This window comes from Pseudomonas sp. BLCC-B112 (genome assembly GCF_028550695.1).
In the GTDB taxonomy this organism is placed as follows: Bacteria; Pseudomonadota; Gammaproteobacteria; order Pseudomonadales; family Pseudomonadaceae; genus Aquipseudomonas; species Aquipseudomonas danubii.
Genome location: NZ_JAQQGK010000008.1, coordinates 34495 through 56491 on the forward strand (window position 1 = coordinate 34495; position 21997 = coordinate 56491).

The following is a 21997-nucleotide window of genomic DNA, read 5'->3' on the forward strand; positions in this document are numbered from 1 at the left end:
AGGGTCGCTGTATCCACTCTTAGTCTGTCGGTGTATCCATGTTCAACAAACGTTTGAAGCAACAGCTTGCCACCTTGAGCGACGAGCTGAATGCTCTGCAGCAATTCAAGGCCTGTCTGGAAACCCAGGTGCTCAGCATCGAACTGGACGGCGAGGGGGTGATCCGTCGGGTCAACCAGAACTTCACACGCACCTTGGGCCTTGATGGCCAACAGCTCTGTGGGCAGCCCCTGGAGCAGATTGTGTCGCGCCACACCCAGGCGACGCAGTTGTATCGCACTTTCCAGGCGGCCCTGGGGCGCAACGAAGGCTATATCGGCCAGTTGCGCCTGCAGCGGGGCGACGGCCGCGACGCCTGGTTGCATACCTGCGTGCAGCCGGTCCATGACAGCGCCGGGCGCCTGGACCACTACTCGCTGATCTGCAGCGACCAGACGGCGTCGGTGGAAAGCGCCTGCGAGCATGAAAACCTGATGGCGGCGTTGCTGCGTTCCACTGCGGTGATCGAGTTCGATCTGCAAGGCCGGGTGCTGACCGCCAACCCGCGTTTTCTGGCCTGCATGGGTTACCGCCTCGATGAAGTCCAGGGCCAGAACCACCGTCTGTTTTGCGAACCCCAGGAATATGAGGGGCCGTCTTACCAGGAGTTCTGGGCGCGCCTGAACGCTGGCGAGTATGTCGCCGACCGCTTCAAGCGTATCGACAGCCAGGGGCGTGTCGTGTGGCTCGACGCCTCCTACAACCCGGTGCTGGATGCCAACGGCCAGCTGTACAAAGTGGTGAAGTTCGCCACCCTGATCACCGATCAGGTGAACCAGGAACGCTCGGTGGCCGAGGCCGCCGACATCGCCTATAGCATCTCCCGCCAAACCGATACCAGCGCCCAGCGCGGCTCGGCGGTGGTCACCCAAACCCTGGACGTGATGCGTGACCTGGCCAAGTGCATGCAAGACGCCGGTGACGGTATTGAAGCCCTGAACGAGCAGTCCCTGGTGATTGGCAGCATCGTCAAGACCATCAGCGGGATTGCCGAGCAGACCAACCTGCTAGCCCTCAATGCGGCGATCGAGGCCGCTCGGGCCGGTGAGCAGGGGCGCGGTTTCGCCGTGGTCGCCGACGAGGTCCGACAACTGGCCTCGCGTACCAGCAACGCCACCGACGAAATCGTCGGCGTGGTCCGGCACAACCAGGACATGGCCCGCTCGGCGGTGGAGCTGATGGCCGAAGGTCGCCAGCAAGCCGAGCAGGGCCTGACTCTGGCGGCGGAGGCCGGCGCGGTGATCGTCGAGATCCAGGACGGTGCGCAGAAAGTGGTGGGCGCGGTGGGGCAGTTCGCCAGTCAGCTGTCCAGCTGAGTGTCACGCTGAGGGTTCAAGTTTCGCGTCCGCCTGGCCCAGCGGACGCGGAGGGTTTCAGTGTTGCAACGGCCCATGGCATTCGTAATGCAAACGGTCGAACCACTGCCCGTGCAGCAGGAAGCTGCGGCGTGAATGGCCGTAGCGGGAGAACCCTGACGCCTCCAGTACCCGCACCGAGCCGAGGTTCTCCGGGCGGGCGTTGGCTTCGATGCGGCTCAGTTGCAACTCCCCAAAGGCCCGTTGCCGGACTTGCTCCACCGCCGCCTTGGCGATGCCGCGGCCGTTGAAACGGACGCCCACTCGATAGCCCAGTTCGGCGCAATTGAAGTAGGCGCGCTGCACCCGGTGCAGGTTGATGCGTCCCACCAGCTGTGAGTTTTCACGGATCAGGAATTGATAGCCGCGATCCGCTTCGGCGTCCTGTCGAGCCTGGGCGATGGCTTCGGCGACGCCTTCGGCACAGTAGTACGCGGCGGGTCGGGCGTTGATCGAGGCCTCGAAAAAAACGCGGTTCTCTTGTTCAAAAGCTAGCAGTTCATGCACGTCGTCAGGCTGCGGGGCGGTGATGTTCAGGTGCGTCATGGTCCGGTGGCCTCAATCCGTTGAAGGCGCTTTCATCTCACGTTCTGCAGGTCGGCTTCAAGCCTCCAGGTGCGGTTTGATCAGTTCGGCAAACCATTCGATGAACACATTGAGACGGCGCGAGCGATGGCGGCGGTCGGGGTACAGTGCGCTGATTTCCATGGGCGCCACCGGCAGTTCATGAAGCACCTGCACCAGTTCGCCGCGCTCCAGTAGATGCTGCACATCGAAGCGCGGCACCTGGATCAGCCCCAGGCCCTGGCGACAGCAGGCAATGTAGTTCTCGACGTTGTTGACGATCACCCGACTGGGCAGGCCCAGCAGGTGCTCGCGACCTTCCTGCAGGTATTCCCAGGGCTGCTCTCGACCCGTGTCCGGGGAGGCGTAGCCCACCATCCACTGGCCGTTCTGCAGGTCCTGGTGGCTTCGAGGCTCGCCATGTTCGGCGAGGTAGGCGGGGCTGGCGCAGTTGATCAGCGCCAGGCGCCCCAGGGGACGGGCGATCAGGCTGCTGTCCGCCAGGCTGCCGACGCGGATCGCGCAGTCGATGCCTTCCTGGACCAGGTCGATGCTGCGATCGCAGGCCCCCAGCGCCAGTTGCAGGTCGGGGTATTGCGCCAGCCATTGGGGCAGGGCGGGCACGATCAGGCGCCGGGCGATGCGGCTGGGTACGTCGATGTTCAGACGTCCACTGACATCCACCTGGCGATGCTGGAACAGTTGGCTGAGTTCGGATGCATCCGCCAGCAGACGCCGGGCTCGCTCCAGAAGGATGGCGCCGTCGGCGGTCAATTGCACATGCCGGGTCGTGCGGTGCAGCAGGCGCGTGCCGAGGCCGGTTTCCAGTTGCTGCACGGCGGAGGAGACGGTAGCCCGTGGCAGTTCCAGGACATGGGCGGCCTTGATGAAGCTGCCCATGTCGGCCACCTGGATGAACACGCGGTATTGTTCAAGCTTATCCATCGTATGAACGATCCTGGTCCGGGGGACGCCGAGCGGCAATGGATCGCGGCATCGTCCGAGGCGATCGATGCAGCGGCTCGGCAGGCCAATTTACCCCTTGGGCGCCAGGATTACTTGGTGGTGTAGCCGCCGTTGATCAGTAAGGTCTGACCGGTGATCCACCAACCCTCGGTCACCAGGTGACGAATGAAGGGCACCACATCCTCGATATCAGTGAGTCCGGTCTTGCTCGAAGGCGACAGGGCCGCGGCGCTCTTGTGGTAGGCCACCGCGTCGTCCCCTTCGGCAGGGTAGAAGAACGGTGTATCCATGGGGCCTGGCCCTACAGCGGTGACCGAGATGCCGCGGGCGCCGAACTCCTTGGCTGCGGCCCGGGTGAAGTGTTCCACCGGGGCCTTGGAACCGCCATAGGCGGCATAGAACGGGGTGAAGGCTCCCAGCAGCGACGTCACCAGGGTCACCAGCTTGCCGTTGTCCTCCAGGTGTTTGCCGGCTTCCTTGATAAAGAAGAACGCGCTCTTGGCATTGACCGCAAACATCTGGTCGTACTCGTCTTCGCTGATGTCGACTATGGGTTTTTTCAGCACCTTGCCCACGGTGTTGATGGCGATGTCGATCTTGCCGAAACGCGCCTTGACCTCGCTGAACAGACGCTCCACGGCACTGGCGCTGGTGAGGTCGGCCTGCCAGGCGTGGGCCTCGACCCCCAGGTCCTTGAGCGCCGCCAGGGTGCGCTCGGCGTCGGCCTGGCTGGCGCTGCTGTTGTAGTGCACGGCCACGGCTTTGGCCCCGTGGCTGGCAAGATCACGGGCAATCAGGCCGCCGAGGTTTTTCACCCCTCCGGCAATCAACACGACTTTGTTGTTCAGGGAATGATCGGCCATGGTGCGGCTCCTTCGACGGTTGGTGAAGGCTGAGTCTAGTCTTTGGAAGGGCGTGGATAAGCCGTCGGCGGCTGGACGGATTATCCAGAAAATCCATCCAATGCCGCGGTCTGCCCGAGGGCTGGATAGGGCTACAATCGGATTTTTTTCAGGAGCCTGCCATGCCTGCATTTCGTCGTTCGGTCCCTCTGGAAAAGGCCTACCGCCTGCTCAATCACGGCCCTACGGTGCTGGTCAGCGCGGCCCATGGTGGCCAGCGCAATATCATGGCCGCGGCCTGGGCGATGCCCCTGGATTTCGAGCCGCCGAAAGTTGCCGTGGTGCTCGACAAGTCCACCTGGACCCGGCAGCTGCTGGAGGCTTCGGGCACCTTCGTCCTCAACGTGCCCTGCGCCGCTCAAGTGGACATTGTGCAGAGCCTGGGCAACAGCTCTGGACTGGAGCTGCACCACGCCGGGCGCGACAAGTTTTGCGCCTATGGTTTATCGACCTTTGCCGGCCAGGCCCTTGAGGCTCCGCTGCTGGAAGGTTGCGTGGCCTGGCTGGAATGCCGGCTGTTGCCCGAGCCCCACAATCACCAGCAGTACGACCTGTTCCTCGGTGAGGTGATTGCGGCCCAGGCCGATACCCGAGTGTTCAGCGAAGGGCGTTGGCACTTCGAGGGTCAGGACTCGCTGCGCACCCTGCACCATGTAGCGGGTGGGCATTTCCTGACCATTGGCGACGCCGTTGACGGTCGTCAGTTGCCCCAGGCCGGTGAGGTTTGAGTCAACGTCTGCTGGGTGTGATCCAGCACCTGCAAGTCCAGCGCTCTGCCGCCGACTGGGTCTTGGCTACCAGCTCACCTGGCCCAGGGCGTCGGCGAAGGCGTTGAGTTTCGGCGAGCATTGGCGTGAGGGCGGGTAGACCAGGGACAGTTCCCGGCAGCGCCCATCATGGGCCTGGAGAATCGGCACCAGATGGCCTGCGTCGAGGGCATCGCGCACGGCGAACTCCATCAACTGGGCGATGCCGAAGCCACCCAGCACCGCATCCACCAGGGCATCGCCGATGTCGAAGATCAGCCGCCCCTGCACCGCCAGGTCCAGAGGCTTGCCCTGGTCCATGAACTGCCAGTCCACCAGGCGGCCGCTGCGCAGGTTGCGCACGGTGAGGCAGTTGTGCTGCTGCAAGTCCGCCAATTGCCGGGGCGTGCCATGGCGCTGCAGATAAGCCGGCGCCGCCACCGTTACCCAGCGCAGGGGCGCCAGGGGGCGGGCGATCAGGCGCTGGTCGTTGATCACCCCGGTACGCAGCACCGCGTCGAAGCCTTCGTCGATGATGTCCACCACCCGATCGGTCATGACCGCCTCGATGCTCAACTCGCGATAGCGGGTGGTCAGCTCGCCAATGACCGGCATCACCACCTTGCGCCCGAACAGTGAAGGGGTGCTGATCTTCAGCGCTCCGGTGGGAGAGTCCCGGCGGTCCAGCAGCAAGTGCTCGGTATGGGCCAGTTCTGCCAGCAGCGGTCCGGCCCGGTCCACCAGAACCTGGCCGTCCGGGGTCAGGCTGACACTGCGGGTATTGCGTTGCAGCAGGCGCACGCCCAGTTGCTGTTCCAGGCGGGAAATGGCCCGGGACAGGCCGGATTGGGTCAGCCCCAGGTCGCCGGCGGCCCGGGTGAAACTGCGGGTCTCGGCCACCCGGACCAGCAGGCGAAGGGCGTTCAGATCCATGATTAAAGTCATTACTGAAAGAGGAAGTGGCGTATTTATCATTTAAACGGCATCGATGACACTGGGCGCCGCTTATTTCAGACAAGGATTATCGCGATGTCCGCGACCCCGTTAGCCAAGCCGTCGGGCTGGATGCTGTTACTGCTGGCCACCGCGCAGTTGATCATCGCCCTGGACGCCACCATCGTCTTTGTTGCCCTGCCGGACATTGGCCAGCGTCTGGGGTTCTCCGCCCAGCAATTGCAGTGGGTGGTCAGCGCCTACAGTGTGGCCTTTGGCGGCTTCCTGCTGCTGGGCGGGCGTGCGGCGGACCTGTTGGGCAAGCGGCGTTTCTACATCATTGGCCAGTCCCTGTACGCCCTGGCGTCCCTGGCCGGCGGCCTGGGCGGCAGCGCCCTGTTGCTGGTGCTGGCCCGGGCCGTGCAGGGCGTGGGCGGGGCGATGCTGTTCCCGGCCACCCTGGCCCTGATCAACACCTGGTACGCCGAAGGCCCGGCCCGTAACCGCGCCTTTGCGGTGTGGAGCGCGGCCTCGGCGGCGGGACTGGCCCTGGGGGCCTTGCTGGGCGGGGTGTTGACCCAGTACTGGGGCTGGGAAGCGGTGTTCCTGGTCAACGTGCCCCTGGCCGGAGCCTGCGCACTGATGGCCCGGCGCTGGATTCCCGCCGACCCGGCGCGCCAGCGTGGCCGTCAGTTCGATCTGCGCGGTGCCCTGACCGTGACCCTGGGGGGCACCTTGCTGGTGTTTTCCATTGTTCAGGGGCCGGAGTGGGGCTGGACCGCGCCGGCGACCCTGGCTTGCCTGATGCTGTCCCTGGCGTTGCTCTGGCTGTTTGTCCGACTGGAGCAGCGCAGCCCGGACCCCTTGATGCCGCTGCGTTTGCTGGGTTATCCACAACTGCGCATGGCCATGGTGATTACTGCATTGTTCATGAGCAGCTTCGGCGTGCAGTACTACTTTCTCAGCCTGTATTTCCAACAGGTCTACCAGTTCAGCGTGTTGCAGAGCGGCTTGGCGTTCCTGCCTTCGACCCTGCTGTGCACGGCCGGAATCTGGGTGGCGGAACGGGCGCTGCTGCGTATCGGCTTGCGGGCGACCCTGGTCAGCGGCTTGCTGCTTGGGGCGCTGGGCATCGGCATGATGTACCTGGCCTTGCCCGGCAGCCTGGGTTTTGTCGGCCTGTTACCAGGGATTGTGGTGATGAGCATCGGCCAGAGCATGACCTGGACCTCGATGTGGGTCTCGGCCGGGCAGGGTATCGCAGCATCCGAGCAAGGGGTGGCAGCGGGGGTGGCTTCGACCAGCCAGCAAATCGGCGGGGCCCTGGGGCTGGCGCTGCTGGTGTCCCTGGCCAATACCTTGAGCCCTGAGGGCAATCAGGCTCATGGCATTGAAATGGCCACTGCGGCCAGCGCCCTGCTGGCCTTGCTCGGGGCTCTCCTGGCGCTGCGTTTGCCTCGGGCGTCACCAGCCTTGCCGGCCTGCTCCGTGGCCCAGGGCTGAGGCGCGTTCAGTGGGGCTGGGGCAAGTGGCGGCGCACCGCCCACAGCACCCCGGCCAGCAACAGCAGGGCCGCCGAGCTTTGCAGCAGGCTCGGCAGGTGTTGCAGGCAGATAAAACCGTACAGCAGGGCAAACAGGGTCTCGAACACGATCAACTGGCCGCTGAGGGTCAGGGGCAAGCGCCGGGTCGAGGCATTCCACATGCGATTGCCGAACCAGGAACCCAGCACTGCACTGGACAGGCTCAGGCCCCAGAACAGCATCCAGCGATGCTCGCTGGCCTCGACCTGGGTGCCCGGCAGGGAGAAAGCCTCCGCCAGCAGCCAGATCAGGGCGCTCATCAGGCCGGTGGTGATGCCCCACAGGGTCGACCACTGGCTGCTGTTGAAACGGCTGCCCTTGAGGTAGCGGGCGTTGTCGGTGGCGAACCAGGTCCAGCACAGCAGGGCGCCAAAGGCGCAGAGCAGGCCCAGGGCGCGCTGGCCCAGCTCGGGTGAATCGCCAGGCGCGGTCAGCAGGGTGTCGAGGTTGATGCAGCAGATGCCGGCGAACACCAGCAGCAGCGGCCAGCGCAGGCGGCGCAAGGGCACGGCGTCGGCGTCGCCGCGCCCGGCCAGGGTAATGGTCAGCGGCAGCAGGCCGACGATCAGCGCGGTGCTGGCCACCCCGGCCCACTGGATGGCGCTGGCCAGGAGCATGAAATAGATCAGGTTGCCGGTCAGCGCCAGCTTCACCAGCAACCCGGCATCGCTCCAGGTCAGGCGTTGCAGCAGCTCCCGGGCCTGGGGCGCAGCCAGGAGCAGGGAGAATGCACCGTACAGGGTGAAGCGGGCACAGCTGAGCATCAGCGGACTGAACTCCGGCAACAGGCTGGGCACCACAATGGCCAGGCCCCAGACCGCACCGGCCAGGGCGGCGTAAGCAACTCCGCGTTTCATGCACACACTCGCAGCGATTCATCAAAGCGCGCAGCCTAGTCATTGCTGACCGAGTGGACAAAGGATATATAGGCACCTACCTATTCTTCTGGGGAATGCCTCATGAGCCGCTTTGCCCGTCATTTGCCACCATTGGAAACCCTGGTGACCTTCGAGGCGGTGGGGCGCAACGCCAGCTTCACCCGCGCCGCCACCGAGCTGTGCCTGACTCAGAGCGCAGTGAGCAAGCAGATCCGTGCCCTGGAGCTGTCGCTCAAGACCGAACTGTTCGAGCGTCAGGCCCGGGGGGTGAAACTCACCGCCAGCGGTGCCTCGCTGTTCGCCGAGGTCAGCACTCAGTTGGAGGCGTTACTGCGCAGCGTCAGTCGCTTGCGGGCCGGGCGCGATGCCAACACCGTTACTGTGCAATGCACCCATGCGGTGGCGCAGTTCTGGCTGTTTCCGCGCTTGCTGGCGTTCAACAAACAACACCCGGACATCACCGTGAGCATCCACGCCAACAACGACATGGACGAGTCCAGCGTGGCCGAACACGACTTCGCCATTCTCTACGGCGCCGGGCATTGGTCGTCCCTGACCGCCACGCCGTTGTTCGCCGAGATTGTCTATCCCATCGCCAGCCGGCGCCTGGAGTTGCCGGCCATTGACGCGCTGGCGCAACTGGCCGAACTGCCCTTGATCCAGCTGGATGCCTCGGCCTGGAACTGCATCGACTGGCGCGACTGGTTCCGGCATTTCGGCCTGGACTACAGCGCGCCGCCAGGGGCCATGGGCTTCAATCAATTGACGCTGATGTTCAGCGCCGTGCAGCAGGGCATGGGGGTGGGCCTGGGCTGGGATTTCATGGCCAGCGAGTTGGTGGCCCAGGGCGAGTTGCAGCGCGTCGGCCAGTGGGCGTTTCGCACCGGGCAGGCAGACTTTCTGGTGCATGTGCGGCACAAGCGCCTGTCTGCCAGTGGCCAGTTGTTTCGCGACTGGCTGGTGGCGCAGGCGAGTGAATGAGCGCCCGGGGCGGTGTGCCAGCCCCGGTGCCTGGATCAGAGGCTGGCGCGGGGCACGCTGAAGCGGAACTCGCTGCCCTTGCCCGGTTCGCTGTGGGCCTCGATCTTGCCGCCGTGGGCCTGGATGATGCCCTGGGTGATGTACAACCCCAGGCCGGTGCCGTTGGGGTTGCCTTCCTTCAGGGTCCAGTAGCGATCGAAGATGAACGGCAGCTGGTCGGCGGGAATGCCTTCCCCGGTGTCGCGGACGCTGAAGACGATCTGCTCGCCGTCGGACATCGCCACCACCCCGACCTTGCCTTGCTTGGGGGTGAACTTGATGGCGTTGCCCACCAGGTTCGACAACACCTGGAACAACCGCTCGGGATCGGCATTGATGGTCAGCTCGGGCTCGGCGTGGAAGCTGATGTCGATGGCCTTGTCCAGGGCCAGGGGGGCCAGCAGCGAATAGGCCTCTTCAAAGATCTGGCTCACCTCCAGCGGCTGTGGCGCGATGCTGTAGCGCCCGGCTTCGATCTTCGAGGTGTCGAGCAAGTCCTCCAGCAGGTTGTTCATGCGGCTGGCGGCCTGTTGCATGGTGTCGATGGCCGAGGAAATGCGTCGTGACGTATGCGGGCCGTCAGAGCTGAAGGCCTTTTGCAGCATGCCGCAGAGCATGGAAATCACGGTCATCGGGTTGCGCAGGTCGTGGGACACCACCGCCACCAGCTCGTCCCGGGCGCGCACTGCCTCTTGTTCACGCAGGACCTGGCGCGCCAAGTCGTGTTCCAGGGCCGAGCGCCGCAGGTCGTTGGCGGCGAAGCGGTCGCCGTGGCTCCACTTGCTGGAAATGCCGGCCATTTCCACCTTCCAGATCTCGAACGAGGTGCGCGGTCGCAGGCGCAGGCCGGCGTCGGAGTTTTCCAGGTCCAGGGGTTTTTGCGGGTTGCCGCTCCAGTGGATGTTTTCCTTCACTTCGGGGCGGAACCACAGCACGCCGTTATCCACAGGTTTGGGCAGACTCATGGCCAGGACGCCGCTGGCGACCTGTTGATAACTCGCCGCCGGCGGGTACACGCTGGCCAGGTGATGGCTGGCAAACACCGCTTCCCCCGTGCCTTGCAGCCAGCGATGCAGCGCGCGGATTTCGTCCTGGGGCGGGCACTGGCCGAAGCAATGCAACTGTTTGTCCTCAATGATCGCGACACCGCCGGCTTGCGTCAGGTCCAGCAGCACCTGCGGCGCCTGGGTCAAGCCGTCGAAAACACTGCCGCAGGCGTCGCGCATGGCCTGGTCGAGGCTGGCCAGGGCGGTGAGTTTCTCTTCCCGCTGGCGGCTCAGGTCCAGGGCTTGCATGGCGCTGATCTGCAACGACAGCACCTGGCCAATGGTCTGGCAGGCAATGCGCAGTTCGTGGGGCACCAGCAGCGGCTGGCGGTTGCCGCAGCTGATCAGGCCCCAGAGCTGATCGTCCTTGAGCAGGGAAATACTCATGGACGACAGCACGCCCATGTTCTTCATGTACTGGCAGTGAATCGGCGACACGCTGCGCAGGGTGGCGAAACTCAGGTCCAGGGGCTGCTGGGTGTCCGGGCGCAGGGTCGGCAGCAGCGGCACCGGTTGGTAGTCGGCGTTGGGAATGATCCGCAGCCAGTTGCTGCGATACAGCTCGCGGGCCTGCTGGGGAATGTCCGAGGCGGGGAAGAACAGGCCGTTGAACACCTCCATGTCGGGGCGGGTGGCTTCGGCGATCACCTGGCCGTGGCCTTCCTCCTCGAAGCGGTAGATCAGCACCCGGTCGTAGCCGGTCATGGCCTGGATCTCGGCGACGCTGATGGCGTACAGCTCGTGCAGGGTCCTGGCCGCTTGCAGGCGCCGCAGCAGGCGCCCGAGATTCTCGGTCTGTTGCTTGAGGTGCTGGTGCTGCGGCTGATCGGGCTGGATTTCCAGCTCCAGCATCAGCACCCCTTGATGGCGATGCAGCAGGGCTTCGAAAGGTGTTCCGTTGAGTGACAGGTGCAGCGGCGGGGCATCGAACAGCTGATCCTGTTGCAGCACTTCACGGATGCGTTGAGCGTCTGTTTCTCCCAGCAACTGCTCCAGGGGGTGCCCCAGCAGCGAATCGGCGGGCCGGCCCAGTAGGGTCTCGACGTTGGCACTGATCTGCTGGATGCGCAGTTGCGGTTCGCACAGGGTCAGCAACACACCGTGGGGCTGGATCGCTCCCGGGGAGTGAATGGGTTCATTGGCGCAATTGGCCAGCAACTGTTCGAAGGTTTGGGAATCTTGGGGGGTCATAGCAGCACCTCGCGGCGGTCGAGCCAGCGTTCGAAACAGGCAAATGTGGATTGCGCGCCGCTGATCAGGTGTCGGCGTGTGCTCGGGTCTTCGGGCATGCGCTCCAGGTAGTCGAGAAAGTCCTTCCAGCGCCGCCCGGTGGCAGTGCCATAGACGTCGAGAAAGGCGCCGCCGTTGTCGGCATCGAGATCCAGGCGCCGGGCCATTTCCCGGCGCAGAATCTGTCCGCCCAGGGTCGCGCCTTCCAGTACGTAGAGGGTGCCCAGGCAGGCTCCGGCGCTGTGCAGAGGCGGCAGTTGCTCACAGCGGGGCAGGGCCTCGATGCTGGCAACATCCAAGCCCAGGGCACGCAGATCCCCGAACAGGGTCGGGGTCTTCAGGCGTTGGCTCAGGTCATAGCCCGCAGGGATCAGGCCGCTGTTCTGCAGGGCCGCTTCCAGGGGCTGATAGAAGCCGTAATAGGCCTGGATCAGGCGTCGATACCAGGGCGCATCAAGCCGCTCACAGAAGAACGGCAGGCGTTTCTCCAGGGCAACGTGCAAGGGCGCGGTGCCGGTGCGCAGGTCTTGAAGCAGGGTGGGCGTGGTGCTGGCTTGGTGCGGTGTCGGCATGCAGGGATCAGGGGTCGCAACAGGTAGTGGACGCGCCATGGGCGTCATCAAAAGCCGGGACCAGGCTGGCATCCCCGCGATAGAGCCATCGCACAGAAAAAATCGGCGCGTCACTTTACCCGTGCTTTTTCCCTCGACGTAGGGGTTTTGTCACACCGTCGGTCGGTCAGCAGCGTTGATTGAGTGGCGTGTCAAAGCGTCTGACCCCGCCGGTGCGGTGGAAATTCCCTTTTCCACTTTGCAGATTCGGGCCGGGGTCAGATCCAGACGTCGTTCTGTGCCGTACGTTCGCCGCCTTGATCGCCGGTGTTGAGCACGCCCTTGGGCTCGATCAACAGCAGTTTGACCTCCTGCTCGGCCCAGGGCTTGTGTTCGACGCCCTTGGGCACCACGAACATCTCGCCGCTGGCGATGGACACCTGGCCGTCACGGAAGTCGATGTGCAGCAGGCCGTCGAGCACGATGAAGGTTTCGTCGGTGTCGGCGTGGCTGTGCCAGACGAATTCCCCTTGCAGCTTGGAAATCTTGAACTGGTAGTCATTCATCTCGGCGATCACCTTGGGGGTCCAGTGTTCGCTGAACAGGCCGAGTTTGTTGGCGAAGTTGATGCTTTGGTAGGCGTCTTGCGGGGCAGGGTTTTGCATGTTGCGGTCCACCTCAGTGATGAATGAGCACTGAGGGTAAACAGGCAGGGGCGCCGGCTTCTTGAACGATCGTGTGTGGCTCAGCGGCCGAGCATCTTCAGCCAGCGAGCGGGAGGCAGGCCGTAGGTCTGGCGAAACTGTCGGGTCATGTGGCTCTGGTCGGAGAAACCCGCCATCAGCGCCGCATTGGCCAGGGACTGGCCCTGCACCAGCAGGGCGCGGACCAGGTCCAGGCGGCGCATGCTCAGGTAGCGATAGGGGCTGGTGCCGAATAGCAGGCGAAAGTCCCGGGACAGGCTCCAGCGGTCGCGTTCGCTATGGGCTGCCAACTCGTCCAGGGTGAGGGTCCGGTCCAGGGCGCTGTGGATGTACTCTCGGGCGCGTTCTGCCGCTACGTAGTCGAAGCGCTGGCGGGACCGCGGGACTCCGGACACGCTGTTCAAGGCGTGGGCCAGGTCGAACAGCGCATCCTCCTGTTCCAGCGGATCGAGGGGGCCGTCGACGCTGCGCAGCAGGGTCTCGGTGGCGGCGAACAGCCGCGGGTCATTGGACAGGCCGCCGGCAATGAAGGGCAGTGGCTGGCCGCCGAGGATTTGCTGGATCAGCGCCGGCTCGACATACAGCATGCGGTAGTGAAAACCGTCGTGGGTGCCGGCCTCGCCGTCGTGGGGCTCGTCGGGGTGCAGGACCATGGTGGCCCCAGGCAGGCTGTGGCGCCAGCCGCCACGGTACTGGAAGCTCTGTACCCCGCGCAGGGTGCGGCCGATAGCGTAGGTGTCGTGGCGGTGCATGTCATAACCATGGCCGGCGAAATACGCCTCGATGCGCTCCAGGCCCCGGGCGGGCGGCGCGCGGTGAACCCAGTCGGTGACAGCGGTGGGTTTGGCCATTGGACGGTCCTGGTGAGCAATCACAAGAGCCGCACATTAACTCAGGGGCTTGGAGTTTGTCTGCAAGGCCTGAGCCGATAACGCATGCCTCTGTGCTGCAACTGCCTCTTGCTATTGCCCCGGTGGCTGGTGACTAATCTGCAGGCACGATTGCCCCTCAACACGGACGTTATGTCCCCGTATCAGGAGACTGAACATGGCTGTTGTTTTTCGCCCGGTAGCGGACGCCGACATTGCGCGGATCTGCAGTTTCGTGGGCAGTCCCCAAGAGTTGTATTTCTTTTTTCCCGCTGCCACCTGGCCGCTGACCCACGAACAGCTGCGCGACTCCATCGCCCAGCGCAGCGACTCGACAGTGATCGAGTTGGATGGGCAGGTGGTGGGCTTTGCCAACTTCTATCGCTGGGCCAGTGGCGGCACCTGCACCATCGGCAATGTCATCGTCGACCCAGAGGTGCGCGGCGCGGGCCTGGGAGCGCAACTGATCGGGCAGATGATCCATATCGCTCGCAGCAAGCACCAGGCCAGCGAGGTGACGCTGTCCTGCTTCAACAGCAATGTGGCGGGGTTGCTGTTCTATCCGAAGCTGGGTTTTGTGCCGTTCGCCATCGAAGAGCGCAAGAACAAGGAGCAGGAGCGGGTGGCGTTGATCCATTTGCGCTACAGCCCCAGCTGAAACCAACAGTTGTCAGCGATCACTTTTTCAACGGAAACCATTCATGAGCAAGTTGCGGGTCGGAATTATTTTTGGTGGCCGTTCGGCCGAACACGAAGTGTCGTTGCAGTCGGCGCGCAACATCGTCGATGCCCTGGATCGTTCGCGCTTCGAGCCGGTGCTGATCGGTATCGACAAGCAGGGCCACTGGCACCTCAATGACACCTCGAACTTTCTGATCAACCAGGAAAACCCGGCGCTGATTGCCCTCAACCAGTCCAACCGCGAACTGGCGGTGGTACCGGGCAAGGCCAGTCAGCAACTGGTGGAAACCTCCAGCCAGGAACTGCTGGGCCATGTCGATGTGATCTTCCCCATCGTCCACGGCACCCTGGGGGAAGATGGCTGCCTGCAGGGCTTGTTGCGCATGGCCGACCTGCCCTTTGTTGGCTCCGATGTACTGGGCTCGGCGGTGTGCATGGACAAGGACATCAGCAAGCGCTTGCTGCGCGATGCCGGGCTGGCGGTGACGCCGTTTATTACTCTGACCCGTGCCACTCGTGGTCGCTACGGTTTTGCCCAGGCCCGGGACCAGCTCGGCCTGCCGCTGTTCGTCAAACCGGCGAACCAGGGCTCGTCGGTGGGGGTGAGCAAGGTCGAAAGCGAAGCCGATTATCTGGCTGCTGTGGAGCTGGCCCTGGGCTTTGACCACAAGGTGCTGGTGGAGTCGGCAGTGCGCGGGCGGGAAATCGAATGCGCGGTGCTGGGCAATGACCAGCCGCTTGCCAGTGGCTGTGGCGAGATCGTGGTCAGCCAGGGCTTCTATTCCTACGACAGCAAGTACATCGACGAACAGGCGGCTCAGGTGGTGGTACCGGCGGCGATCAGTCCGGCTGATAGCGAGCGGATTCAGGCCCTGGCCATCGAGGCATTCCAGGTACTGGGTTGCTCCGGACTGGCCCGGGTCGATGTGTTCCTCACTGACAGTGGCGAAGTGCTGATCAATGAAGTCAACTCCCTGCCAGGGTTCACGCGTATCAGCATGTACCCCAAACTATGGCAGGCCGCCGGCATGAGCTACAGCGAGCTGGTCAGCCGGCTGATCGAGCTGGCCCTGGAGCGTCACGGCGAGCGCCAAACCTTGAAAATCACCCGCTAAGGCGAGCCTCCTTCCGGGCTCATTCCGGTGGCAGCATCAGCCCGATGCAGGCCAGCGCCAGCAACAGCGCCCCAAGCACGATGAACACGTAGTTGACGGGTGTGAAGCGGGCGTTGCTGCGACCCTCGGGATCACCCGCAGCAGCATTCAGACCCCGCTGGCCCAGCCAGGTGACCCATGCCAGCACTGGTAGCAGCGCCAGGCTGGCGATGTCGGTCACCGGGTAGCCGATGTTCTTGCGTGACAGGGCATCCACCACGTTGTTGACGATCAGCCCCACCACAAACAGGGTTGCCAGTTCACCGGGCCGCCAGTCATGGCTGCGGCCGTCGCGCTTGAGCTGTGCATCGGCTTCGCGGTACAGCGCGTGGGTGAAGAAAATCGCAAAAAACGCCCGGGCCACGGGCCACAGCTCCTGGCCGCTGGCATGCCTGAATTGATGCCAGTGCTTGTAGGCCCAATACAGCTGGTAGATGCCGAAAGTGACGATGTACAGGGTGATGAACTTGGCCCGGGACACCACATAGAACGGTTGCAGCTGCGCTTGGGGGGACGGCGCGACCAGTTCGGCCTTGGGCGGGGCATAGAGGTTGTCAGACACGGGCACTCCTTGGTTGGGTCTGAAGAAGCGGCAACGTTAGCGCCGCTTGGGGTGGGACGCCTACTGGCATTCAGGCAGGTCTGCGCAGGATGACTCACGACGCAGCGGATCTGCCGGGCGAAGGTAATGAATATCCCATTCGCTTTCACTGACCTGAACAAAACCCAGGCGTCGATAAAAACGATTCGAGTCACTGCCACGCAGGGCATCCAGGCGGATCGGCAACTGTTCCAGGGTTGATCGATCAAGCAGAGGTTTCAAGGCCTTCTCGCCGATGCCCTGCCCCTGAAAATCAGGCATGACGTACAGGTGCTGCAAAAGCAAATGATCGCTATAGGCTTGGCTCTGAATGAAGCCTACATGCTGTCCGTCGAGACAGATGAATTGGCATCGTTCGCAAGCAAAACTTGCCACAAAGCGTTCTCGGGCGCGCTGCGGGTCGAAGCGTCCGATGCGTTCCAGGCTGTCGCGCATCGCCGTTATACGCATGTTGACTAGGGTTTCCAGATCGTTTGCGGTGGTGGCTTGCAATGCAAGCACAGGGCTCATGTGCGGGCTATCCAGGAGTATTGAAAGGCTTTCTCGTCACCGCGATGGCCCCGGCGCCGGTAGCTGGCCAGCTTCGGGGTCGAGCAGTAGGTGCACAGTGGGCTGAACTCGACCTGTTCATCACTCATCCCGGCCGCACGCAGCAAGTACAGGGCATAGCGGCTCAGGTCGAACCACAGCGAGCCTTCCTGGGTCGGTTGCGGCGGGGTGATCTCGGGCGGCAGCAAGGGGGCCGGTTGCTGACGGCTCCAGGGGGCCTGCGCTGCGGGCCACAGATGACTTTGGCTGGCGGACAGGTGGTTGACGAAATCCGCACTGACTTCATAGCAGCAAGGCTTGATCGACGGGCCAATGGCTACGCGCAACTGATGTACGCCGATGCCCCGAGCGGCGAAGTGCTCCAGCACATGGGCAATGATCCCGCCGTGCAGGCCTTTCCAGCCGCCATGCACCGCTGCTACCCAGGCGCCGTCGTGGCTGCTGATCAACATCGGCAGGCAATCGGCGGTGACCACCGCAATCGGCCGGGCCGAGCGGGTCAGTACCGCGTCGCCACGAATGATGCCGCTGGGCAGGGTGGTACTGGCTTCCACCACTTCGCCGCTGTGGACCTGGGAGCAGAAGAACAGATTGGCCGGCAGGGCAGCGCCCACGTTGGAAAAGTCATGACGGATGCCGGTTATCTGCTGCAACACACCTGCCTGGAAACTCATCGGGCCTTCGCTCGGTTACCTGGGAATGGTTGCAGAGCATAACGGCATCCGCGGTACTTTTGCTGACAACGGCTGGCCCGGGCAGGCTCCCAGACCAGCGGTCTTCCCAGTACGGGCCCGTCTGCCGGGCGTTTCAGGCGTTCAACGGGATATACAACTCCACCACGCTGTGGGGATTCATGGGGCCCAGAAAGCGTTCGCCGCTGTACTCGAACTCCAGGGCTTCGATGGGCAGCAGCCCGGCCGCGGGCAGCCATTCGCTGTAGGCGGCGCGGAAGGTTTCCGGCAGGGTTTGCACCGTGCCGTGATGCTCGACCCGGGCGTAGTGGCGGCCGGGGATTTCCAGTTCCACCATGCCCTGCACCAAGGGCGCGTCGGCCGCCACCGGCAAGCCGGCGATGTAGCGCCAATGGCCGTCCTCCAGAGGTTGGCAGATGCCGTAAGTGCCAACAGGGTCGGCCAGTCGCTGGATCTCCTGCTCCCGGGGTTCGAAGCGCTGCCAGAGTTCGGCGATGGAGCCGGGATCATTCTGCTGCCAGGCCATGCCGATGATTCGCAGCGGCGCCAGGAGCACTTTTTCCGGCGTTTGCGGCGCAGGAATCTGGCGTTGCGGCTGCGCCAGATAGCGCTGCAGATGACCGAGCACTTTCTGGCTGCGGGCAATCTCGCTTTCCAGCTGCCGGGCGTGGTCCTGCAGTGATTGCTGCATGTGCAACACGCTGTCCAGGCCGCCCTGGTCCGCCAGCGTGCGGATGTCTTCCAGGGACATGCCCAGTTGCCGCAGCCAGACGATGCGGCCCAGGGTCACGATCTGTTCCGGGCTGTAGTAGCGATAGCCGTTGTCACGGCCGGTGAGGGCCGGGGTGAACAGGCCGATGCTGTCGTAATGGCGCAGGGTCTTGGTGGTGAGGCTGTGGCAGCGAGCCATTTGGCCGATGGTGAGCATGGAGCGTCCTTTGGGTGGTTGGGCTGCCAGGCAGGTTGAGCCTTTACCCAAGGGCAAGCTCAAGCCCGGCAGCGTGGCTCAGGACGATTTGCTCGGCTTGATCAGGCTTTCGGCCGGGATGCCGAACAGCTGGTGCAGTTTCCAGATCATCGGCAGGGTCAGCGCGCGCTTGCCGTTGAGCACTTCGTAGACGCGATTGGTGCGGCCGATGGCCGGCGCCAGGTCGGCGGCGGACAAGCCGGATTGCTCCATGCGGAACTTGATCGCTTCGATCGGGTTGGGCAGGTCCAGGGGAAACTGCCTGGCTTCGTATGCCTCGATCAGGGTGATCATCACATCGAAGTAATCGCCTTCAGGCGTCCCGGGCTGCGGTTCGTTGTCGAACAGGGGCGAGACGCTTTTGAGCGCGGCGCGGTAATCCTGGTCGGTGTGGATAGGGCGGATGTTCATGCGGGTTGCTCCATGTCTACGCTGTCGGCGTCAATGGCATCGTACTGCTGGTGGGTACCTACGAACTTGATGTAGAGCGCGCCGAAGCGATAGGCCACGGCAACGATCAGTCGATACTCATTCCCCTTGATGTTGAAGACCACCCTGCGGCTTTTGAGAATGCTCGCGTTGCGATACTGGTCCTTGATCTGCGCAGGGTTGGACCACTCGGCTTTCCTTGCTTCATCGACCCAGGCCAGCAAGGGCTGTTCTGCGTCCGGGTACTTCTCCCAGAAGGCCTTCAACTGACTGACTGCAATAATTCTCATGGCGTCGATCCTAGTCCCGTCCTGGGACTTAAACAAGTCGCTGAGTGCGTCAAGCGATGTACGGGCAGATCGCTGGATCTGCCCGCGCAGGCAACGTCGGCTCAGGGACGATCAGGTCATGCAGAGAGCGTGGCGTGCACGTCGTCCATCAGTGCCTTGCCCATCTCTGCCAGGTAGTGTGCCGCCCAAGCATAGCGGTCGCACCGCGGCTCCATGGCGGCCTCCAGGGTGAATTGCTTTGCCAGATGCAACAGCGCAGAGGCGTGTTCCAGGGCGTCGTTGATCGGCACGTCGGCATTCACCCGAAACAGCGGATGCAGGTGTTCGCCGCACTGGGAAAAGCGGATTTCACCGAGGGTGGTCAGGGGCGATTGAGTGGTCATCGGGCACCTCCGGCTTTGTGTGACGGGAGGTGTGGGGAGGACGGATTTCGAGTGTGGTGCATGGTGACGACTCCTTTCGTATTGGGAACCACCACCGTCTGCCGCCAAGCAGATTTGGGTGGCGGATTGCACAAGGTTGGCGGACCGGCACGAAAGGAACCGGCACCCCCGAAGGGGTCCCTGCGCAATCCGCCATGACACAGAAATGCGGGCACAAAAAAAGCGCCTGCATTCGTGTTTTGGCGCTATTGCGCCTTTCGTGGTTCGGGCCGCCAAGCCCGTTCGCTGATGTTGCAGCGACGGGCGAAGGATAGCGGGGTGGGGAGGGCGTCGCAACGGCATTGCTGCGACATTCTGTGACTGGAGGTCCAGATAATTTTAATCAGTTGGCAGGTTTATGAACGAGAGTGTCTTGTCGGGAACCGTTGCCTTTTTGTTCTTGATGATCGCGTACCGACGACCATAGCAGCCTGCTTTGACGCTCTTGATCGCTACCAATAATTCTTCACCCACATTGCGTTTGGCATCCCGCTCAAATAGTTCTTTCTCTGCTAGGGCCATGATCTTTTCCTCTTGAAGTTCTCAGCCTTGCTGTTTGCAGTCACTTCGACAGGTTGTGTGTGCTGTCGGATATCTTGTGGCGAGCACACAGACAAACCCATTTGAAAGGACTGGTTTTTTAGTAGTCGCTTTCTGTTTTCCCAGTACGAATTTGATCCCCAAACAAAAAAGGCCAGCCTCACGGCCGGCCCTCGGGTTCAGCGCAGGGCCTTCAATCCCCCAGCGCTTCCCCTTCGCGCCGTGGATCGGCGCCGCCAGCCCAGGACGCCTTGCCCTGTGCATCACGCACGCGAACGATGGCCTGGGTGCCGCTGGTCATGTCGATCTCGTTCACTTCATGGCCTTGGGCTTTCAGCGCCTGTTTCAGCGCCGGGCTGAACTGGCCCTTCTCCAGTTCTGTGGGGCCGTTGCGGCTGCCGAAGTTGGGCAGGCCGACTGCGGTTTGCGGGTCGAGGTTCCAGTCGAGCATGCCCACCAGCGACTTGGCCACGTACTCGATGATCTGCGAGCCGCCGGGGGAGCCAACGCTGGCGAGCAGTTCGCCGCTGGCGCGGTCGAAGACCAGGGTCGGCGCCATGGACGAGCGCGGGCGCTTGCCCGGTTCGACGCGGTTGGCCACCTTCTGGCCGTTTTCCTCGGGGATGAAGGAGAAGTCGGTCAGCTGGTTGTTGAGCATGAAGCCCTGGACCATCAGGTGCGAGCCGAACGCCGCTTCCACGGTGGTGGTCATCGATACGGCGCCACCCAGGTCATCCACCGCCACCACTTGCGAGGTGGAGATGCGCATTGGCGAACGGTCCGGTGCGTAAGCCACCTGGATGCCCTGAGGCTTGCCCGGTTCGGCCTTGCCCATGCTGCGTTCGCCAATCAGCGCAGCGCGTTTGGCCAGGTAGTCCGGGGCGATCAGGCCGGCCACCGGTACTGGCACAAAGTCGCTGTCGGCCACGTACAGGCCACGGTCGGCATAGGCCAGGCGTTCGGCTTCGGCGATCAGGTGTACCGCTTGTGGCGCTGGCTCAAGGCCGGCGGGCAGGTTGGTTTTCTGCGGCTTGAGGTTGGCCAGGGTGTAGCGCGGGTCGCGTTGTTCCAGAGCCTGCAGGGTGCCGAGGATCTGCGCCACCGCCACACCGCCCGATGAAGGCGGCGGCATGCCGCACACCTGCCAGCGCTTGTAGTCGCTGCACAGCGGCGCGCGTTCCTTGGCGCGGTAGCCTTGCAGGTCGTTGAGCGACAGGCTGCCGGGGTTGGCGTGGCCCTGGACCTTGGCGACGATTTCCGCGGCCACCGGGCCTGTGTACAGGGCGTCCGGGCCTTCCTGGGCGATGCGTTTGAGCACGGCGGCCAGCTGTGGATTTTTCAGCAAGGTGCCCACGGCTTTCGGCGTGCCGTCGGCATTCAGGAAGTACGCGGCCATGTCCGGCGAGCGCGCCAGGAACGGGTCGGCGCTGATCATGCTGTGCAGCCGTGGCGAGATGGCGAAGCCTTGCTCGGCCAGGCGGATCGCCGGTTCGAACAATTGCGCCCAAGGCAGGCGCCCGTGTTTCTGGTGGGCCATTTCCAGGGCGCGCAGCACGCCCGGGGTGCCCACCGAGCGTCCACCGATCTGCGCCTGAGGGAAGGGCATCGGCTTGCCGTCCGCCTGCAGGAAGAGCTTCTCGGTGGCGCCCGCCGGCGCGGTTTCCCGACCGTCATAAGTGCGCACGGCCTTGCCGTCCCAGAGCACGATCATCGCGCCGCCGCCAATCCCCGAGGACTGCGGCTCCACCAGGGTCAGCACCGCTTGCATGGCAATCGCCGCATCAATGGCCGAGCCGCCTTTGCGCAGCATCTCGCGCCCGGCCTCGGCGGCCAGCGGGTTGGCGGCGGCCGCCATGTGTTTGTCGGCATGCCGGGTTTGCATGTCGGTGCGGTAGCCCGAAGCGATTTCCGGAGCGGCAGGCAGGGCGGTGGAAGAGGGCGGGTTGTTGCAGGCGCTGAGGCTGAGGGCGGCGGCCAGCAGGCCGAGGCTGAGGAGTCGTGGGTGACGGGGAGGGAAGATCGAGAACACGCGTTGAGCTCCGTTCACTGGGAAATGAGGTGTCGTCCGTGGAGGGGAATGTACAGCAGTGGCGCCGCCAGCAGGGCCGGCAGGTGGCCATGACCGTGCGCTGGGCCAGTGGCAAGACGCTAGACAGCGGCCCTGTACATAGGGTCGCAGGCAGGCGTGCACCCGGCCACCGATTGATCTGAGTCAGGGCGGCTGGGGGAGGTTGGGCACATGGTGCAGCAAACCATAAGCCTGATGAGAGGACGCCATGCACGGTT

At 63.7% G+C, this 21997-nt stretch carries 23 protein-coding genes and 2 pseudogenes; 7 read left to right on the top strand and 18 right to left on the bottom strand.

All coding sequences use genetic code 11. The features are described from left to right. Window positions 1-38 precede the first annotated feature (38 nt). Window positions 39-812: pseudogene (locus tag PQT43_RS31500) on the top strand (PAS domain-containing protein); the annotation flags it as partial. Between the two features lie 108 nt (window positions 813-920). Continuing rightward, window positions 921-1355, top strand: a pseudogene (locus tag PQT43_RS31505) (methyl-accepting chemotaxis protein); the annotation flags it as partial. A gap of 57 nt (window positions 1356-1412) precedes the next feature. On the opposite strand, the gene PQT43_RS21045 reads toward PQT43_RS31505, so the two are convergent. The 3 genes from PQT43_RS21045 to PQT43_RS21055 form a co-directional block, all read right to left on the bottom strand. After that, on the bottom strand, window positions 1413-1940 hold the full coding sequence (locus PQT43_RS21045) for a GNAT family N-acetyltransferase (RefSeq protein ID WP_267268912.1): 528 nt from the start codon (window positions 1938-1940) through the stop codon (window positions 1413-1415). A 57-nt stretch (window positions 1941-1997) separates the two neighbouring features. After that, window positions 1998-2903, bottom strand: a complete 906-nt coding sequence (locus PQT43_RS21050; protein WP_102880962.1) for a LysR family transcriptional regulator — start codon at window positions 2901-2903, stop codon at window positions 1998-2000. A gap of 110 nt (window positions 2904-3013) precedes the next feature. Next, on the bottom strand, window positions 3014-3787 hold the full coding sequence (locus PQT43_RS21055; protein WP_102860213.1) for an SDR family oxidoreductase: 774 nt from the start codon (window positions 3785-3787) through the stop codon (window positions 3014-3016). Window positions 3788-3948: 161 nt separating this feature from the next. Between PQT43_RS21055 and PQT43_RS21060 the strand changes: the two genes are divergently transcribed. Beyond that, entirely contained in the window at window positions 3949-4554 is a 606-nt protein-coding gene (locus PQT43_RS21060) for a flavin reductase family protein (protein ID WP_102880961.1), read from the top strand. A gap of 66 nt (window positions 4555-4620) precedes the next feature. Here PQT43_RS21060 and PQT43_RS21065 read toward each other — a convergent pair whose 3' ends face one another. Then, window positions 4621-5505, bottom strand: a complete 885-nt coding sequence (locus tag PQT43_RS21065) for a LysR family transcriptional regulator (protein WP_102880960.1) — start codon at window positions 5503-5505, stop codon at window positions 4621-4623. A 96-nt stretch (window positions 5506-5601) separates the two neighbouring features. On the opposite strand from PQT43_RS21065, the gene PQT43_RS21070 reads away from it, so the two are divergent. Then, the gene (locus PQT43_RS21070) at window positions 5602-7008 is read left to right on the top strand and encodes an MFS transporter (RefSeq protein WP_272754537.1); all 1407 of its coding nucleotides are present in this window, start codon (window positions 5602-5604) and stop codon (window positions 7006-7008) included. 7 nt (window positions 7009-7015) lie between these two features. On the opposite strand, the gene PQT43_RS21075 is transcribed toward PQT43_RS21070, so the two are convergent. Then, on the bottom strand, window positions 7016-7945 hold the full coding sequence (locus tag PQT43_RS21075) for a DMT family transporter (protein ID WP_123393928.1): 930 nt from the start codon (window positions 7943-7945) through the stop codon (window positions 7016-7018). Window positions 7946-8047: 102 nt separating this feature from the next. On the opposite strand from PQT43_RS21075, the gene PQT43_RS21080 reads away from it, so the two are divergent. Next, the gene (locus PQT43_RS21080; RefSeq protein WP_102880958.1) at window positions 8048-8947 is read left to right on the top strand and encodes a LysR substrate-binding domain-containing protein; all 900 of its coding nucleotides are present in this window, start codon (window positions 8048-8050) and stop codon (window positions 8945-8947) included. Window positions 8948-8982: 35 nt separating this feature from the next. Here the strand turns inward: PQT43_RS21080 and PQT43_RS21085 are convergent, their stop codons facing one another. The 4 genes from PQT43_RS21085 to PQT43_RS21100 all read right to left on the bottom strand — a co-directional run bounded on the left by PQT43_RS21085 (window position 8983) and on the right by PQT43_RS21100 (window position 13368). Continuing rightward, the gene (locus PQT43_RS21085; RefSeq protein ID WP_267268911.1) at window positions 8983-11223 is read right to left on the bottom strand and encodes an ATP-binding protein; all 2241 of its coding nucleotides are present in this window, start codon (window positions 11221-11223) and stop codon (window positions 8983-8985) included. After that, window positions 11220-11834: a biliverdin-producing heme oxygenase gene (locus PQT43_RS21090; protein ID WP_267268910.1), complete on the bottom strand. Its 615-nt coding sequence runs from the start codon at window positions 11832-11834 to the stop codon at window positions 11220-11222. Before PQT43_RS21090 ends, PQT43_RS21085 begins: the two co-directional genes overlap by 4 nt. 257 nt (window positions 11835-12091) lie before the next feature. Continuing rightward, window positions 12092-12478, bottom strand: coding sequence for a cupin domain-containing protein (locus PQT43_RS21095; protein ID WP_102880955.1), 387 nt, complete (start codon window positions 12476-12478; stop codon window positions 12092-12094). A gap of 80 nt (window positions 12479-12558) precedes the next feature. Then, a complete protein-coding gene (locus PQT43_RS21100) occupies window positions 12559-13368 on the bottom strand; it encodes an AraC family transcriptional regulator (RefSeq protein WP_102860222.1) in 810 nt (269 codons plus the stop codon). Window positions 13369-13564: 196 nt separating this feature from the next. On the opposite strand from PQT43_RS21100, the gene PQT43_RS21105 reads away from it, so the two are divergent. Both PQT43_RS21105 and ddlA read left to right on the top strand, forming a co-directional pair. After that, window positions 13565-14044: a GNAT family N-acetyltransferase gene (locus tag PQT43_RS21105; protein WP_123393932.1), complete on the top strand. Its 480-nt coding sequence runs from the start codon at window positions 13565-13567 to the stop codon at window positions 14042-14044. Window positions 14045-14087: 43 nt separating this feature from the next. Beyond that, entirely contained in the window at window positions 14088-15182 is a 1095-nt protein-coding gene (gene ddlA, locus PQT43_RS21110) for a D-alanine--D-alanine ligase (RefSeq protein WP_267268909.1), read from the top strand. Window positions 15183-15201: 19 nt separating this feature from the next. Here ddlA and PQT43_RS21115 read toward each other — a convergent pair whose 3' ends face one another. The 9 genes from PQT43_RS21115 to ggt form a co-directional block, all read right to left on the bottom strand. Then, window positions 15202-15783: a DUF4234 domain-containing protein gene (locus PQT43_RS21115; protein ID WP_110596310.1), complete on the bottom strand. Its 582-nt coding sequence runs from the start codon at window positions 15781-15783 to the stop codon at window positions 15202-15204. Window positions 15784-15843: 60 nt separating this feature from the next. Further along, on the bottom strand, window positions 15844-16332 hold the full coding sequence (locus PQT43_RS21120) for a GNAT family N-acetyltransferase (protein WP_272754538.1): 489 nt from the start codon (window positions 16330-16332) through the stop codon (window positions 15844-15846). Further along, window positions 16329-17045, bottom strand: coding sequence for a polyphenol oxidase family protein (locus PQT43_RS21125; protein ID WP_253085011.1), 717 nt, complete (start codon window positions 17043-17045; stop codon window positions 16329-16331). Before PQT43_RS21125 ends, PQT43_RS21120 begins: the two co-directional genes overlap by 4 nt. 133 nt (window positions 17046-17178) lie before the next feature. Next, complete coding sequence (locus PQT43_RS21130; protein ID WP_272754539.1) at window positions 17179-17991, bottom strand: MerR family transcriptional regulator; 813 nt, start codon at window positions 17989-17991, stop codon at window positions 17179-17181. A gap of 78 nt (window positions 17992-18069) precedes the next feature. Then, complete coding sequence (locus PQT43_RS21135) at window positions 18070-18441, bottom strand: helix-turn-helix domain-containing protein (protein WP_016967390.1); 372 nt, start codon at window positions 18439-18441, stop codon at window positions 18070-18072. Then, window positions 18438-18749, bottom strand: a complete 312-nt coding sequence (locus PQT43_RS21140; RefSeq protein ID WP_072450953.1) for a type II toxin-antitoxin system HigB family toxin — start codon at window positions 18747-18749, stop codon at window positions 18438-18440. The genes PQT43_RS21135 and PQT43_RS21140 overlap by 4 nt, the downstream gene beginning before the upstream one ends. A gap of 116 nt (window positions 18750-18865) precedes the next feature. Continuing rightward, window positions 18866-19132: a DUF3077 domain-containing protein gene (locus tag PQT43_RS21145; protein WP_159898355.1), complete on the bottom strand. Its 267-nt coding sequence runs from the start codon at window positions 19130-19132 to the stop codon at window positions 18866-18868. 378 nt (window positions 19133-19510) lie between these two features. Next, entirely contained in the window at window positions 19511-19693 is a 183-nt protein-coding gene (locus PQT43_RS21150; protein WP_253165717.1) for a hypothetical protein, read from the bottom strand. A 211-nt stretch (window positions 19694-19904) separates the two neighbouring features. Then, the gene (ggt, locus tag PQT43_RS21155) at window positions 19905-21740 is read right to left on the bottom strand and encodes a gamma-glutamyltransferase (RefSeq protein ID WP_267268902.1); all 1836 of its coding nucleotides are present in this window, start codon (window positions 21738-21740) and stop codon (window positions 19905-19907) included. Between the last annotated feature and the right edge of the window lie 257 nt (window positions 21741-21997).